This is a genomic window from Hydrogenophaga sp. UC242_53, from assembly GCF_042696965.1.
Lineage (GTDB): Bacteria > Pseudomonadota > Gammaproteobacteria > Burkholderiales > Burkholderiaceae_C > Hydrogenophaga.
Window position 1 is genome coordinate 2,946,304 of sequence record NZ_CP170552.1, and the last position, 13,841, is coordinate 2,960,144.

Consider the following 13,841-nt stretch of genomic DNA (forward strand, 5'->3'; position numbering starts at 1 on the left):
TTCCTCGCCTGGGCTCAGTCGGCCTGGATGTTCAGGTCTTTGATGAGCTTGGAGAGGCGCGCGTAATCGTCGGCGTTGATCTTCGCCAGCGCCTCGGGCTTGCCGCCCACCGGGCGTGAGCCGAAGGTCGCCATCTTCTCGACCACGTCGGGCATGCGCAGGATCTCGTTCATGTGCTCGTTGAGCTGCTTGACCACGGCCGGGGGCGTGCCCTTGGGCGCGAAGATGCCGTTCCAGGCGCCGAGCTTGACGTCCTTGTAGCCCTGCTCGGCCACGGTGGACAGGTTGGGCAGCAGCGGTGTGCGCTCGCCGTCGGTGAGCGCCACCGCCACCAGCTTGCCGGACTTGAGGTGCTGCTCCACCGCGCCCAGGGTGACGTAGCCCATGCTGACCCGCCCGGCCAGCATGTCGGGAATCATCGGGCCGACGCCGCGGAACGGGATGTGCTGCACCTGGATGCCGGCAGCGCGGTTCAGCCACTCGGCCACGATGTGCATCGGCGAGCCCGCGCCCGGGCTGGCGTAGGTGAGCTGCTTGCCGGCCTTGGCCTGGGCCACGAGGTCGGCCACGCTCTTGATGCCGCTCTCGGGGTGCGTCACCAGCAGCACCGACTGCATGGCGCTCAGCACGACCGGGTCGAAGCCGTTGAGCGCGTCGTAGCTGGCGTTGGGCGCGAGCTTGAGCACCATGGGCGCGGTGGTGAAGGGGTTGGGTGTGAAGAGCAGCGTGTAGCCATCGGGTTTGGCGCGCGAGACGTAGGTGTTGCCCACCGTGCCGCCCGCGCCGGGCCGGTTGTCCACGATCACGGGTTGCTTGAGCCGCTGCGACAGCTTCTCGGCGAACAGCCGGGCGGTGGCGTCCGAGTCGCCACCGGGTGGATAGGCCACGACCAGGCTGATGGTTTTCTCGGGGTAGGCCTGGGCGGCCGCGCCACCCGCAAACAAGGCCGTGGCCGCCAGGGCCAAGGCCATCCACTGTCGACGATCCGTTTTCATCAATGCACTCCTGTGAAGGCGATTCATGCCGTTGGGTGGGGTCCAGGCCGGTGTCCGTCCGCGCCATTTAGACGTTTCATATTGGAAACATGGGTTCACAACAGAAACACCTTCATCGTATGCCTTCGTCGTTGACTGATCAACGATGAAATCCCGATTTCTGACAATTTGTTGCAATTTAATTGACTGATCAACAACGAGATCGCGGCGCGAAGCCGATCGGGCGCGCCGCTTCCCTGAGAATCCCCGCATGCCCCAAGAAGAGCCCCTGACGAACCCCTCTGCCCTGCCGCCCGAAGGGGTCGACGACGGCGCCAGCAACCCCTGGGCCGATCTGGCGCCCGATGGCGCGGGTCTGGCGGTGCACGACTTCTTGACCACCATGTTCAGCCACACCAGCAATGGGCTGCGGCGCGCGATCACCCTGCCCTATGCCAACCGCTTCGAGCTCACGGTGTCGGAGTGGCGCATCCTGTCCGTGCTGGCGCACGCGGGCTCACTGCCGTTCGCGGAACTGGTGGAACTGGCGGCCGCCGACAAGGCGCAGGTCAGCCGCGCGCTGCGCCTGCTGGGCGACCGGGGCCTGGTGGAGATGCAGACACCGGGTCCCCGGGGTCGCAAGGGCCTCATCTGCTTGATGACCGAAGCCGGTCAGGCGCTGTACCAGGAAATCATGCCGCTGGCGCGGCGCAGCCAGGCGCAGATGATCCTCACGCTCAGCCGGGACGAGCGCCGCGTGCTGTACACGGTGCTCGGCAAGCTGCGGCGGCAGTGCGGGGCTGCCGACGCCGACGGCTCGATCGACGCTTAGATATCGAGCACCAGCCGGTCGCTCTTGCAACCGGAGACGCAGACCATCATGGCCTTGTTGGCCGCGCGCTCGGCGTCGGTCAGCACCATGTCGCGGTGGTCGGGGATGCCTTCGAGCACCTTGGTTTCGCACGAACCGCAGATGCCCTCTTCGCAGCTGAAGGGCACGTCGGCGTTGATCTCGATCAGGCGCTTGTGCAGCGTGGTGTCGGGCGTGACCTCGAACATCTGGCCACTGCGGCGCAGCTCGACGGTGAAGCTGGTCTTCGCGTCGTCCGCGGCCGCCACCTCGACCGCCGTGAAGCGCTCGATGTGGGCGTTGCTGTGGCCCAGCGCGGCGCAGGTCTTCTCGAAGTTGTCGAGCATCACGGCCGGGCCGCAGGCGTAGAAGTGCTCGCTGGCCGCGGGCGCGCGCCGGCCCAGCAGGGCCGTGAGGTCGGGCGGGCCGCCCTTCTCGTCGTCGAAGTGCCAGGTCACGGGCACGCCCAGGGCCTCGATCTCGGCGATGAAGGCCGCGCTCTTGCGCGAACGCGCGAAGTACAGGAATTCGAAGCTGCGGCCCAGGTCTTTGAGGCGGCGCGCCATGCACAGCACGGGCGTGACGCCGATGCCGCCGGCCACCAGCACCGTGTGGCTGGCCTCTTCGTGCAGGCCGAAGTGGTTGCGCGGCGCGCTGATGGTGATGCGCATGCCCACGCGCAGCTGCTCGTGCACGCAGCGCGAGCCGCCCCGGCTGGTGCGGTCCTTGAGCACGCCCACCACGTAGCGGTGGCGCTCCTGGCTGTTGTTGCACAGCGAGTAGCTGCGCACCATGCCGTTGGGCAGGTGCAGGTCGATGTGCGAGCCGGCCTCGAACGGCGGGAACACGACATCGGGGGCGGGACGCAGGTCCACGCTGATCACGTCATCGGCTTCGTGGCGCAGCGTGTGGACCCAGGCTTGCAGGGTGGTGGCGTTGTTGCTCATCCCGCGATTCTCACATGGGCTTGTCGAGCTGGGCCTTGGCCAGGTTTCTGAGGTGGCGGCGCAGGCGCACGATGCCCATGTCGTGCGCGTACAGGTGCTCGCGCTTGTTGGCGTCGGGCTCCATGTTCTCCACCGCCACGCGGTCCTGCTCCAGCACGTTCCAGTGGCGCTCTTCCAGGCGGTTCTTGTAGAGGAAGCGCCAGGTGTCGCGCTGCCAGCCGCTCACGCGGCGGCAGCGCCAGTGGAACACCCCCGAGGTGCGGTTGCTGATGGGCGTGTAGCTGCCGATGATGGTGAAGTTGCCACCGGGGCCGCCGGTCTTGGGGTACGGGATCTCCAGGCGCATCACGTGGATGCCCAGGTCCATCCACTCGGTCCAGTCGAAGTTGACGCCGCGCTGGCCCTTCTTCTCGAAGCAGAAGCCGTTGGGGATGTCGCGGATCTGGAATTCGGCCTGGCTGTCGCCCTCGCTCATGGTGTGCGACTGCTTGTGCAGGTACACGCCGTGCATCGGGTCCATGACGTTGTCGACCACGTAGCGGTAGTCGCCGCCCCACTCGGTGTAGCAGAGGAAGTTCGACCACTCGGGCGAGGTCAGTTCCTCGGGCAGCTGCAGCGGCGGCGCGTCGTCCAGGATGGGGTTGCTCGCGTTGTAGAGAAAGATCGCGCCGGCCGCTTCGGCGGCGTGGAACATGCGCGCGGGGCGCGAGCCTTCGAGCTTGCAGCCGGGGCTGCCGGGCACGCGGGTGACGGTGCCGTCGCAGCGCACTTCGACGCCGTGGTACGGGCAGGCCAGGCGGTCGCCCAGGTTCACACCCAGCGAGAGCGGCGCGCCGCGGTGCGGGCAGTGGTCTTCCAGCGCATGGACCTGGCCGGCCTGGTCGCGCCAGAGCGCGATCTTGTAGCCCAGGCGGCGGATCGAGATCGGGTCGTTCTTCACGAAGCTGGACGGGCAGACCGGGAACCACAGGTCTTTGAGGCCGACTTCGAGGACGGCGTCGACCGGGTCGAGCTGAACGTTGATGACAGAGGTATCCATGGACGTGTCTCCTGGCGGTGGGGCTGGGGTCGGGCGGCGGGGTTCAGGCGCCGAGGCGGGCCATTTCCTGCTGGAAGGACTGCTCGGTCCAGCGCTGGCCATTGGGGCCCGAGGGCCCCGCGTCGTTGAGGTACTTCACCAGGCCTTCGAGGTCGTGGATGCCCTGAGCGTAGGCGCGTTCGATCGAATCGCCCAGCAAACCCTCATACGAGGTCGGGGGTGCGGTGCGCGTCTGGTGGGTTTCGTTGTAGAGGTCGGGGGTTCGCATGCGGTGTCTCCTTCGGTGTCGTCATTCCGTGGGCGGCTTGGGCTTGTCGGTCATGAATTTGCCGCTGGGCGCACCGGCGTTCACCTGGCGGCGCGTATGGCCGTCGATGCCGCCCTTGATGGCCCATTCGGCGAACACCGTCGGACCGGGCGTGAATTCACGCGGCTCCCAGTCGGCGGTGAGTTCGTCCTCGTCGGTGTAGTACTCCACCAGCGCGCCGGCCGGGCTCTCGAAGTACCAGAACATCGCCGAGGAGATCGGGTGTCGGCCCGGGCCGAGCTCGGTGCTCCAGCCGCTGCGCGACATGTGCATGCCGCCGCCGACCACTTCGTGCAGGTCGCGCACGGAGAAGGCCACGTGGTTCAGGCCCTTGCGCGGCTCGGGCGGCTGCAGCAGGAACAGGTCGTGGTGGCCGCCCTCGGCCGCGCAGCGCAGGAACAGGCCGCGCTCGGGGTACAGGTCGGAGACCACGAAGTCCAGGTTGTCGATGTAGAAGGCACCGGTGGCCTTGAGGTCGGTCACGAAGAACACCACGTGGCCCACCTCGACCGGCGTGGCGCGGTCGTAGGCCGGGCTGCGCTGGTTGCGGCGCGGGCGGTCGCTCCAGGTGTTGACGAGCGCGCTCTCGATCTGCACCTCGCGCTTTTTCGTGAGCTGCAGGCGCACCGCCAGGCCATTGGGGTCGGTGCAGCCGAAGCGGCCATCGGCCTCCACGAAGCCGGGCTGGCCCTGCAGGCGGCTGCGGTAGAGCGCCAGGCTCTCGGCCGTGTCCACGCCCCAGACCACCTCGCGCAGCGTCGGGTCGGGCTCCACGCCGGCCGGCAGGCCGGGCTTGTCGGAGTGCGCCACGACCACGCGGCAGCCGTTGAGCGATTCGAACACCAGTTCCTGTGGAGATTCCTGCACCAGCGACAGGCCCCAGTCCAGGAAGAACTGGCGGCAGCGCGGCAGGTCGGCGGCGCCGTAGGTGATTTGATCGATGCCCAGTACGCTCATCTGCAATCCTTGAAGTGCCTGGCCGCCTCCGGGCGCCAAACGTTTCTTCAGTAAACCCGTGTTTCTTACTTGAAACGAACTGAATTCTACCGGCAAACGTTCGGCGTGGGAAGTGGCATGCAGACTAATTTGGTCGGCTATGCCCTGTCGGGCGTCGGGCAAGGCCCGTCGGCCAGCACCTTTTGCGTGACGTGGAACAGGCGGCCCTGGAACCAGGGCCGGATCTGCGCGAGCTGGGCTTTCAGCACCTGGCGAACGGGATCGGCAAAGGCGCGCTCCATGGCGTCCACCGAGTCGTAGGAGGATTCGAAGGTCATGTGCAGGCGCGGGCCGCCGTCCTCGATGGACAGGGCGCGCAGCACCCGCACGGCGCGCACGCCGGGAAAGCGCTTCATCAGCGGCACCAACTGCTCGATCACGAAGGCATCCAGGCGGTCCACGTCCTCCGGCTTCACGGTGCCTTCGAGACACGCGGTTCGAACGATCATCGCGGCCTCCTTACAGGCCCAGGCCGCCCAGCGACTTGCCACCATCCACGAACAGGGTCTGGCCCGTGATGAAGCGGGTGCGCGGCGACGCGAGGAAGGCAATGGCATGGGCGATCTCGCCCGGATCGGCGGGCCGCCCGCTCGGTTCGAAAGCGCTGGCCGCCGCGTGCTGCTCGGGCGTCATGGCGCGCGTCATGCCGGTGTCGGTGAAGCCCGGCGCGATCGAGTTGACCGCGATCTGCCGCTGGCGAAGGTCCATCGCCATGGCCCGGGTCAGGCCCACCACCGCGGCTTTCGAGGCCACGTAGTGCGCAAAACCAGTGCCGCCCAGCGCCGCGCGCGAGGACACCGTCACGACCCGACCGCCCGGCTTCATGCGCCGCGTGGCTTCCTGCGCGGCGATGAAGACGCCCAGCACATTCACGTCCAGCACAGAGCGGAAGTCTTCGTCGCGGATGTCGTCGAAGGACCGGGCGGGGCCGATCCCCGCCGCGCACACCATGACGTCGACCCGCGCCTCGGCGGCGATCAGCGCCGCGATGGCCGGGCGGTCGCACACGTCGACCGCGTGGCCGGCCGCGTCGCGCCCGGCCTGGGTGAGTTCCGCGAGCAGCGTGTCGACCTGCGCCGCGTTGCGGTCGATCACCACGACGCGGAAACCGTCCTCGGCCAGGCGCAGCGCCGTGGCGCGGCCGATGCCGGAGGCGCCTCCGGTGATGAAAGCGGTTTCCCTCTCGGCGGGGGTGGGGGTGGTCTGCATTCTTTTTCCTCTCAAACAGCGGATGGATCCAGGCGCCGGTGGGCCTGCAGCAGGCCGGCCAGGCGCTGGTACCACGCCGCCTTCGGGTCGCGCAGGCAGGTGTGGGTCGCAAAATGGTCCAGGCCGGGCTCTTCGTGCAGCTGGGACGGCGCCGGCTGCCTGGCCAGCAAGGCCGCCATGCGGCGGTTCGAATGAACCACCCGGGCACTGTCGGACTCGCCATGGCTGAGGTACATGGGGATGGTGTTGCCCACCGTCCAGCACAGCGGGCTCATCACGGCGTCGTGCGCCGCGTCGCTCAGCACCATGCTGTAGATGCGCTCTTCCAGGCTGGCCGCGGGGGGGATCGGGGTGGTGCAGATCCATGATGCCGCTCACGGGCAGGCAGGCCCGGATCGCGCCCGGGGGAATGCCGGCGCCGCCCGCTTCCTCGCGCCGCAAGGCCACCAGCGCCGCCAGATGCGCGCCCGCGGAATGCCCCGCCAGGTAGATCTGGTCGCCGCGACCGCCGAAGTCGGCCGCATGGGCGATCACATGGCGGGTGAGCGCCAGGCCGTCTTCGAACGCCGCCGGCAGCCGGTGCCCCGGCGCCAGCCGGTAGCCCGGCGCCACCAGCACCATGCCCAGGCCGACCACGGCTGGCGCCATGAAGGCAACGTACTCCTTGTAGCCGTTGGTCCAGCCGCCGCCGTGCCAGAAGATCAGGATGGGGGCGTCGTCCCGCGCATCGGTGGACCGGTACACGTCGCAGCGGTGCTGCGGATCGGGGCCATAGGCGCGGTCGCGCGCGACGGCGATGCCGGCCGGCAGCGGCGCGTCGGCGGCCCAGCCCAGCACGGTCTCTTCGTAGGCCTGCGCGGCTTCGAAGGGAAGCGGCGGCTGCGGTGAAAGGCGGGACAAAAGGTTCTGTGGATGGTGGGTCACGGTGCTTGCGGCGCTCAGTCCGCCTTGATACCAAATTCGGCCACGACCTTGCCATAGCGGACATAGTCGGCGGCCACCAGCTTCGCGAGCTTGCCAGGGTCTCCACCCGCTGGCGCGAGCGCGATGGTCTCCATCCGCGCGATCACATCGGGCATCTTGAGGATTTCGTTGACATGCTGGTTGATCAGCTGGACCAGGTCGGCGGGCATGCCCTTGGGCCCCATCAGCGCCTGCCAGGCCCCGACCTCGGCCCCCATGATGCCCTGCTCGGCGAGCGTGGGCACATCGGGCAGAAAGGGCGAGCGCTTCAGGTCGGCCACCGCCAGCGGCACCAGGCGGCCCGACTTGATGTGCGGCGCGGCGGGACCCAGCGTGGTGTACATCAGCGGGATCGCCCCGCCCACCACGTCGGCGATGGCGGGCATGCTGCCCCGGTACGGAATCTGCGTGATCTTCGTGCCGGTGGACTTGTTGAAGAGTTCGCCGAGGATGTGCATGGGCGAACCGTTGCCAGGGCTGGCGTAGCTCACGATGCCGCCGGCCTTGGCCTTGGCCACCAGTTCCTTCACGGAAGAAACGCCGGTCGAGGTCGCCGCGACGACGAACAGCGATTGGCTGCCCAGCTGGACGATGGAGGTCAGTTCCGTGCTCGGGTCGATCGCGCTGCCGGCGGCCGTCATCACGTGGGGCGTGATGGCCGCGGTGTTGGGGGCCAGCAGCAGGATGCTGGCGATCCGGGCGTGCCTTGGAGACGTAGTTGGTCGCGATGGTGCCGGCGGCGCCGGTGCGGTTGTCGACCACCACGGGTTGTCCCAGGCGGGGGGCGAGCTTCTCGGCGATCAACCGCGCCAGCACGTCGGTGTCGCCGCCAGCGGGGTAGCCCACCACGATGGTGACCAGCTTGTTGGGGTAGTTCGGCGCCTGGGCCTGCGCCTTCGGCGCGAGCAGCGCCGCGGCGGCGAAGGTGGCGAGCAGCAGCCGCAGCGAGGAGCGGCGATGGAAGGAGGTGTTCATGGTGTCTGAAGGCAATGGAGGGAAGGACGCTTCTGGCGCGCGGCAGGCGTCAGAAGGCATGGCGGATGCCGACGTTGTAGGCCCGGTTGCCCAGCCCTTGTTCGGTGGCGTTGCCCACCCGGTAGAAGCCGGTGGGGGAGCCTGCGGGCACGCTGTTGTCGATGCGCGCGATCGAGGCGTAGACACCCGTTCGCCTGGACAGGGCGTGCGTGTAGCCCAGCGCCCACTGGCTCGCATCGTGGTGGGCGGCGGTCCGGTCGTTCTTGCGGATGTACGAGGCCATGAACCGCCCTGCCCCATAAGGCACCGACACCCCCAGCAGCACGTCGCGCGAGTCCGCGTTGACCAGGCCGAACACCGCCGAGCCCTTGTTCACCACGTAGTTGAAATGCGCCGTCGCCACGCCAAAGTCGTATTTCGCCCCGAGGAAGCTCATCTTCGCCGGCACCGATGCGGCGCTGTTGACGTTGTGGTGGCCCAGCTTGACGTACACCGGACCCGACACATAGCCGATCGCGCCACCGTACTGGCGCCGCGCGCTGCTGTCGCCGGGCGTTTCGCCCAGGCCGTAGACCACATCGGCGGTCCAGCCGGCCTTGGCCGCGTAGGTGTAGCGCACGGTGTTGTCCATGCGGTTGTTGCCGCCCGCGCCGCCGGCGCTGATCAGGTTGGCGGACGTCCCGGCCAGGCCCGTGATGAAGGGATCCGTCTCGGTCTGGACGAAGGCGATGGGGGTGTACTGGCGGCCGAGCGAGAGGCTGCCGAAACCGCCCTGCAGGCCCACGAGCGACTGCCGCCCGAACGCGAGACCGCCCTGCCCCAGCGTGCCGTTGTCCGCGTTGAGCCCCATTTCCAGGACATAGAACGCCGAGAGCCCCGCACCGAGGTCTTCGGTGCCGCGAAAGCCCAGCCGCGAGCCGCCGGCAACGCCGCTGGTGAGCTTGGAGGCGCTGGCGCCGTTGGGCCCGCCGCTTTCGCGCACGAAGGCCAGGTCGACGAGGCCGTAGACCGTGCTGGTGCTCTGGGACCACGCGGCGCCGCTGACCAGGACCAGCGCGGGGAGAAGGGTGCATCGTTTCAGTTTCATGGGTACTTTCGGGACAGGGGGGTGAAAACGCCTCTTTCGCGGCGGGGAGAAGGCGGCTCACCGGCCCACGGAGGGCGGTCGGTGCGATAATTTCTCCGTTTGCGAAAGTCGCTGAATTTCATGAAATATACGTTTTTCATGAAATATTGTGTTTCGTATAAACTCCTATTTACTTCATGAATCAGTTCGTTGTAGAAGACCCCGCCCTCGATTCGGGCTCGCGCACCGAGCGCGCGTACCACCGCCTGCGGCAGGAAATCCTGTTGGGCGACCTGGGGGCGAACGACCGCTTGCGGGTCGCGGAGCTGGAAGAGCGGTTCGGCCTGGGGCTCACGCCCATCCGCGAGGCGCTGGCCCGCCTAGCCAGCGAGGGGCTGGTGTCCATGGAAGCGCGGCGGGGCGCGCGCGTCCTGGAGATCTCACTCGCCGAGCTGGCCGATCTGATGAAGACGCGCCGTGAGATCGAACGCCTTTGCCTGACCGAATCCATCCAGCACGGCGACGCCCGCTGGGAAGCAGAGGTGGTTGCCGCCCTGCACGTGCTGGGGCGCACCCCCCTGCCCGGGAGCGAAGGCAGCACCACGGATCTCGAGTGGGAGAAGCAGCACCGCCACTTTCATGCGGCGCTGGTGAGCGCCTGTGGTTCGGAGTGGCTGCTGCGGTTCTGGAACCAGTTGATGGACCATTCGCAGCGCTACCGCAAGGCCCGCCACAAGGGCCCGCTGGTGGCCCGGGACGTGCAGGCGGAACACCAGGCGATCCTCGACGCGGTCCTGCGCAGGGATACGACGGCCGCGGTCGCCCTCATGGAGCAGCACCTGCTCGCCACGGAGAAAGCGGCCCGCGCCGCGCTTGAGCAGCGTTAGCCGCCCGCCTGCCAGCCGCCGTCGGTCGACAAGGCCTCGGGCCGGTGCACCGGCATCAGCCAGCCGTGCTGCGGGCTGGTCTGGGCCGAGATGTCGATGCGCGGCGCGTGCGTGACCACCCCGCCGAAGATGGTGGCGAACGAGGCGTCGGCCGCGTCGCGCCCGGTGCCGATGCGCAGGAAGCCCATGGGGATCGCGGTGCCCGAGGGATCGAAGATGTACCAGCGGTGGCCCACATAGGCTTCCACGTAGGCGTGGAAGTCGGTCGGGCCCAGGGCGGGGTCGGCGCCGAAGTCGACCGCGGTGGTGAAGCGCGCGGGAATGTTGAGCGCGCGGCACATCGTGATCATGAGGTGCGCGAAATCGCGGCACACCCCCTTGCGGTCGTTGAGCGTGTCCAGCGCCGAGGTCATGGAATTGCTGGTGTTCGACTCGAACGTCACCTGGCTCTGCACCCATTGCTGGATCGCCTGCACCCGTGTGTAACCCATGGGCAACTGGCGAAAACAGCTCGTTGCCATGGCGGTGACGCAGTCGGACTGGCAGTAGCGGCTGGGGTAGATGTAGGCCAGCGCCTCGGGCGGCAGCTGGGCCACGGGCGTCTCGAACACGCTGTCGGGCTGCGCCACGTGGTGCTCGATGTCCACCGTGGCGCGGTAGCGCACCGACAGCGCGCCCGGCCCGGCGCTCAGGCGCAGCGTGCGCGTGCGCGTGGCCGCGTCGGTGTGCATCAGCAGGGGCACGGGCTGGCTGACCTGCAGCTGCTCCCAGCTCACGGTCTGCTGGGGCGAATGCGCGGCCTGCACGTTGAAGATGAAATCGGCACCGGGTGGGTGGATCTCGTACTGCAGATCGATGGCGAGGTGGATGCGAACCATGGGGGTCACCGTGTGGGGAGAAGTGGACCCGCCTTGCGGCGGGCGGCAGCGCGTGAAGGCGCTGTGTGATCGGTGAACGCCAGACAACCGTTGGACCATCTTAGGCCTTTGCCGCGGCTTCGTCGGTGCGCTGCCTCACCAAGCGCGAGGGCTTAAGCTCCACGCCATGCGCGCGCTGCTCTCGACCTTCTCCTTGCAAGAGTTGCGCCACCACCCCTGGCGCAACGCCTCGGCGGTGGTGGCGGTCATGCTGGGCGTGGCGCTGGCCTTCGCGGTGCACCTGATCAACGCCTCGGCGCTGGCCGAGTTCTCCAGCGCGGTGAGCTCGGTCAACGGCCAGCCCGACGTGGAGCTGCGCGCGCGTCAGGGCTCGCTGGACGACACCCTGCTCGCCCGCGTGGCCGCGCACCCCGGCGTGGCGCTCGCCAGCCCGGTGCTGGAAGGCCCCGTGCAGGCCCTCGCGCGCGACGGCGAGCGCCTGGGCGCGAAGCTGGTGGGTGTGGACGCGCTGGTGGTGGCCGGCCTCTCGCCCGCCCTGATGCCGGTGACCGACGGCGAAAACACCACGCGGCGCTTCGACCTCTTCGCGCCCGACACCGTGTTCCTCAACGCGGCGGCGCAACAGGCCTTCGCGGGGCAGAGCACCGTGCGGCTGCAGAACGGCGCGGTGCTGCGCGTGGCCGGCCGCGTGAACGCCCCCGGCGCGCCGCTGCTGGTGATGGACGTGGCCGCCGCGCAAGCGCTGATGGACCGCGTGGGCCAGCTCAGCCGCATCGACCTGCGCCTGGCCAGCGGCGCGCGCGCCAGCGAGGTGCTGGCCGCGCTGGACCTGCCGCCGAACGTGATCGCGCAGCGGCCCGAGCAGTCGGGCGAGCGCGTGAGCAACCTCTCGCGCGCCTACCGCGTCAACCTCACGGTGCTCGCGCTGGTGGCCCTGTTCACCGGCGCCTTCCTGGTGTTCTCGGTGCTCTCGCTGTCGGTGGCGCGGCGCCAGCCGCAGTTCGCGCTGTTGGGCGTGCTGGGCCTGTCCAGCCGCGAACGGCTGCGCCTGGTGCTGGCCGAGTCGGCCCTGCTCGGCCTGCTGGGCAGCGCGCTGGGCATCGCGCTGGGCACGGCCCTGGCCGCGCTCGCGCTGCGCCTGCTCGGCGGCGACCTGGGCGGGGGTTATTTCTCGGGCGTGGCGCCGCCGCTGCTGTGGAGCCCGCTCGCGGCCATGGTCTACCTGCTGCTGGGCGTGGTGGCGGCGCTGGTGGGCGGCTGGTGGCCCGCGCAGGCCACCGCGCGCCTGGCGCCCGCGCTCGCGCTCAAGGGCCTGGGCGCGCCGCCGCGGCCCGGCGCGCGCCGCCACACGCTGGCATTGGCCCTGGTGCTGCTGGCCGCCGCCATGGCCTGGGCACCACCGGTGGCGGGCATTCCCCTGGCGGCCTATGTGTCGGTGGGCCTGCTGCTGGTGGGTGGCATCGCGGCGCTGCCGCTGGGCGTGGGCTGGCTGCTGGACCGCATCGCGCCGCGCATCGCGCGCCACGCCCTGCCGGTGCTCGCGGTGGAGCGCGCGCGCCGTTTGCGCGAGACCGCCGCCGTGCGCACCAGCGGCGTGGTCGCGAGCCTGGCGCTGTCGGTCGCGCTCACGGTGATGGTGGCGAGCTTTCGCGACTCGGTCACGCATTGGCTCGACGCCGTGCTGCCCGCCCAGCTCTACGTGCGCAGCGTGGGCAGCGGCGCGGGCGACGGCAGCCACCTGCCCACCGGGTTCGTGACCGCCGTGGCCGGTGTCCCCGGCGTGGCGCGCGTGGACACGCTGCGCGCCACGCCGGTGCAGCTCGCGCCCGAGCGCCCCGCCATCGCGCTGCTCACGCGCCCGCTGGAGAGAACCACCGGCGGCACGCTCAGCCTGCCCCTGGTGGGCAACCCCCCTGCCCGCCCCTGCCGTGCCCGAGGGCGAACAGCGCGTGGTCACGGTCTATGTGAGCGAGGCCATGGTGGACCTGTACGGTGCCCGGCCCGGCAGCTGGCTGCCCGCGCTCGCGCAGGCCTTCGCCGAGCCGCAGGTGCGCGGCACGCGCTTCTTCGTGGCCGGCGTGTGGCGCGACTACGCGCGCCAGCACGGCAGCGTGGTGATGGACCGCGCCGACTTCGTGCGCCTCACCGGCGACGCGCGCGTGAACGACCTCGCGCTGCACCTGGCCGAAGGGGCCGACGAAAACGCGGTGCGCGAACGCATCCGCGCGCTGGCCGAGGCACAGGGTGCGGCGAATGCCATCGAGTTCGCCTCGGTCGGCCAGATCCGCGCCAACTCGCTGCGCATCTTCGACCGCAGCTTCGCCGTCACCGTGTGGCTGCAAGCGGTGGCGATCGGCATCGGCCTGTTCGGCGTGGCCGCGAGCTTCAGCGCGCAGGTGCTGGCGCGCCGCCGCGAATTCGGCCTGCTCGCGCACCTGGGCCTCACGCGGTCGCAGATCCTGGGCGTGGTGGCGCTCGAAGGCCTGGCCTGGACGGTGCTCGGCGCGCTCGCCGGCCTCGCGCTCGGCCTGGCCGTGAGCCTGGTGCTGGTGCACGTGGTCAACCCGCAGAGCTTCCACTGGACCATGGACCTCGTGCTGCCCTGGGCCCGCCTGCTCGCGCTGTGCGCCGCCGTGGTGGTGGCCGGCACGCTCACCGCCTGGCTCGCCGGCCAGGCCGCCGCCAACCGCGATGCGGTGCGCGCGGTGAAAGAAGACTGGTAATACACAATGCCTGCCTCCCCCCGCCTT

Annotated in this window: 11 protein-coding genes and 2 pseudogenes; 3 read left to right on the plus strand and 10 right to left on the minus strand. The window is 69.4% G+C overall.

Annotated features, from left to right (window positions below; translation table 11 throughout):
* Nucleotides 1-14 precede the first annotated feature (14 nt).
* Complete coding sequence (locus ACFJI0_RS14785) at nucleotides 15-995, minus strand: Bug family tripartite tricarboxylate transporter substrate binding protein (protein ID WP_382156575.1); 981 nt, start codon at nucleotides 993-995, stop codon at nucleotides 15-17.
* A 250-nt stretch (nucleotides 996-1,245) separates the two neighbouring features.
* Between ACFJI0_RS14785 and ACFJI0_RS14790 the strand changes: the two genes are divergently transcribed.
* Entirely contained in the window at nucleotides 1,246-1,806 is a 561-nt protein-coding gene (locus tag ACFJI0_RS14790; protein ID WP_382320731.1) for a MarR family winged helix-turn-helix transcriptional regulator, read from the plus strand.
* Here the strand turns inward: ACFJI0_RS14790 and ACFJI0_RS14795 are convergent.
* From ACFJI0_RS14795 to ACFJI0_RS14830, 8 genes and pseudogenes are all read right to left on the minus strand, one after another.
* The gene (locus ACFJI0_RS14795; protein WP_382320733.1) at nucleotides 1,803-2,771 is read right to left on the minus strand and encodes a PDR/VanB family oxidoreductase; all 969 of its coding nucleotides are present in this window, start codon (nucleotides 2,769-2,771) and stop codon (nucleotides 1,803-1,805) included. The two genes, ACFJI0_RS14790 and ACFJI0_RS14795, sit on opposite strands and share 4 nt — an antisense overlap.
* Before the next feature lie 10 nt (nucleotides 2,772-2,781).
* The gene (locus ACFJI0_RS14800; protein WP_382320735.1) at nucleotides 2,782-3,810 is read right to left on the minus strand and encodes a Rieske 2Fe-2S domain-containing protein; all 1,029 of its coding nucleotides are present in this window, start codon (nucleotides 3,808-3,810) and stop codon (nucleotides 2,782-2,784) included.
* 43 nt (nucleotides 3,811-3,853) lie between these two features.
* Nucleotides 3,854-4,078 carry a recombinase-like helix-turn-helix domain-containing protein gene (locus ACFJI0_RS14805; RefSeq protein WP_382156567.1) on the minus strand — a complete coding sequence of 75 codons (225 nt, stop codon included), beginning with the start codon at nucleotides 4,076-4,078 and terminating at the stop codon, nucleotides 3,854-3,856.
* Nucleotides 4,079-4,099: 21 nt separating this feature from the next.
* Nucleotides 4,100-5,074, minus strand: coding sequence for a VOC family protein (locus tag ACFJI0_RS14810; RefSeq protein WP_382320738.1), 975 nt, complete (start codon nucleotides 5,072-5,074; stop codon nucleotides 4,100-4,102).
* A gap of 137 nt (nucleotides 5,075-5,211) precedes the next feature.
* Nucleotides 5,212-5,562, minus strand: a complete 351-nt coding sequence (locus tag ACFJI0_RS14815; RefSeq protein ID WP_382320740.1) for a hypothetical protein — start codon at nucleotides 5,560-5,562, stop codon at nucleotides 5,212-5,214.
* A 10-nt stretch (nucleotides 5,563-5,572) separates the two neighbouring features.
* Nucleotides 5,573-7,222 (minus strand): SDR family oxidoreductase, encoded by a 1,650-nt coding sequence (locus ACFJI0_RS14820; protein WP_382320742.1) that lies wholly within the window; start codon nucleotides 7,220-7,222, stop codon nucleotides 5,573-5,575.
* A gap of 38 nt (nucleotides 7,223-7,260) precedes the next feature.
* A pseudogene (locus tag ACFJI0_RS14825) lies at nucleotides 7,261-8,260 on the minus strand (Bug family tripartite tricarboxylate transporter substrate binding protein).
* Between the two features lie 49 nt (nucleotides 8,261-8,309).
* Complete coding sequence (locus ACFJI0_RS14830; RefSeq protein ID WP_382320744.1) at nucleotides 8,310-9,347, minus strand: porin; 1,038 nt, start codon at nucleotides 9,345-9,347, stop codon at nucleotides 8,310-8,312.
* A 176-nt stretch (nucleotides 9,348-9,523) separates the two neighbouring features.
* Here ACFJI0_RS14830 and ACFJI0_RS14835 point away from each other — a divergent pair, with 176 nt between their 5' ends.
* Entirely contained in the window at nucleotides 9,524-10,213 is a 690-nt protein-coding gene (locus tag ACFJI0_RS14835; RefSeq protein ID WP_382320746.1) for a GntR family transcriptional regulator, read from the plus strand.
* On the opposite strand, the gene ACFJI0_RS14840 is transcribed toward ACFJI0_RS14835, so the two are convergent.
* On the minus strand, nucleotides 10,210-11,091 hold the full coding sequence (locus ACFJI0_RS14840) for a transglutaminase family protein (RefSeq protein ID WP_382320748.1): 882 nt from the start codon (nucleotides 11,089-11,091) through the stop codon (nucleotides 10,210-10,212). The two genes, ACFJI0_RS14835 and ACFJI0_RS14840, sit on opposite strands and share 4 nt — an antisense overlap.
* Nucleotides 11,092-11,257: 166 nt before the next feature.
* Between ACFJI0_RS14840 and ACFJI0_RS14845 the strand changes: the two are divergent.
* Nucleotides 11,258-13,814 (plus strand): annotated as a pseudogene (locus tag ACFJI0_RS14845) (FtsX-like permease family protein).
* Nucleotides 13,815-13,841: the final 27 nt, after the last annotated feature.

Coding starts and splice junctions, on each gene's coding strand:
- ACFJI0_RS14785 (WP_382156575.1), bottom strand. CDS start 995: ATGAAAACGGATCGTCGACAGTGGATGGCCTTGGCCCTGGCGGCCACG.
- ACFJI0_RS14790 (WP_382320731.1), top strand. CDS start 1,246: ATGCCCCAAGAAGAGCCCCTGACGAACCCCTCTGCCCTGCCGCCCGAA.
- ACFJI0_RS14795 (WP_382320733.1), bottom strand. CDS start 2,771: ATGAGCAACAACGCCACCACCCTGCAAGCCTGGGTCCACACGCTGCGC.
- ACFJI0_RS14800 (WP_382320735.1), bottom strand. CDS start 3,810: ATGGATACCTCTGTCATCAACGTTCAGCTCGACCCGGTCGACGCCGTC.
- ACFJI0_RS14805 (WP_382156567.1), bottom strand. CDS start 4,078: ATGCGAACCCCCGACCTCTACAACGAAACCCACCAGACGCGCACCGCA.
- ACFJI0_RS14810 (WP_382320738.1), bottom strand. CDS start 5,074: ATGAGCGTACTGGGCATCGATCAAATCACCTACGGCGCCGCCGACCTG.
- ACFJI0_RS14815 (WP_382320740.1), bottom strand. CDS start 5,562: ATGATCGTTCGAACCGCGTGTCTCGAAGGCACCGTGAAGCCGGAGGAC.
- ACFJI0_RS14830 (WP_382320744.1), bottom strand. CDS start 9,347: ATGAAACTGAAACGATGCACCCTTCTCCCCGCGCTGGTCCTGGTCAGC.
- ACFJI0_RS14835 (WP_382320746.1), top strand. CDS start 9,524: ATGAATCAGTTCGTTGTAGAAGACCCCGCCCTCGATTCGGGCTCGCGC.
- ACFJI0_RS14840 (WP_382320748.1), bottom strand. CDS start 11,091: ATGGTTCGCATCCACCTCGCCATCGATCTGCAGTACGAGATCCACCCA.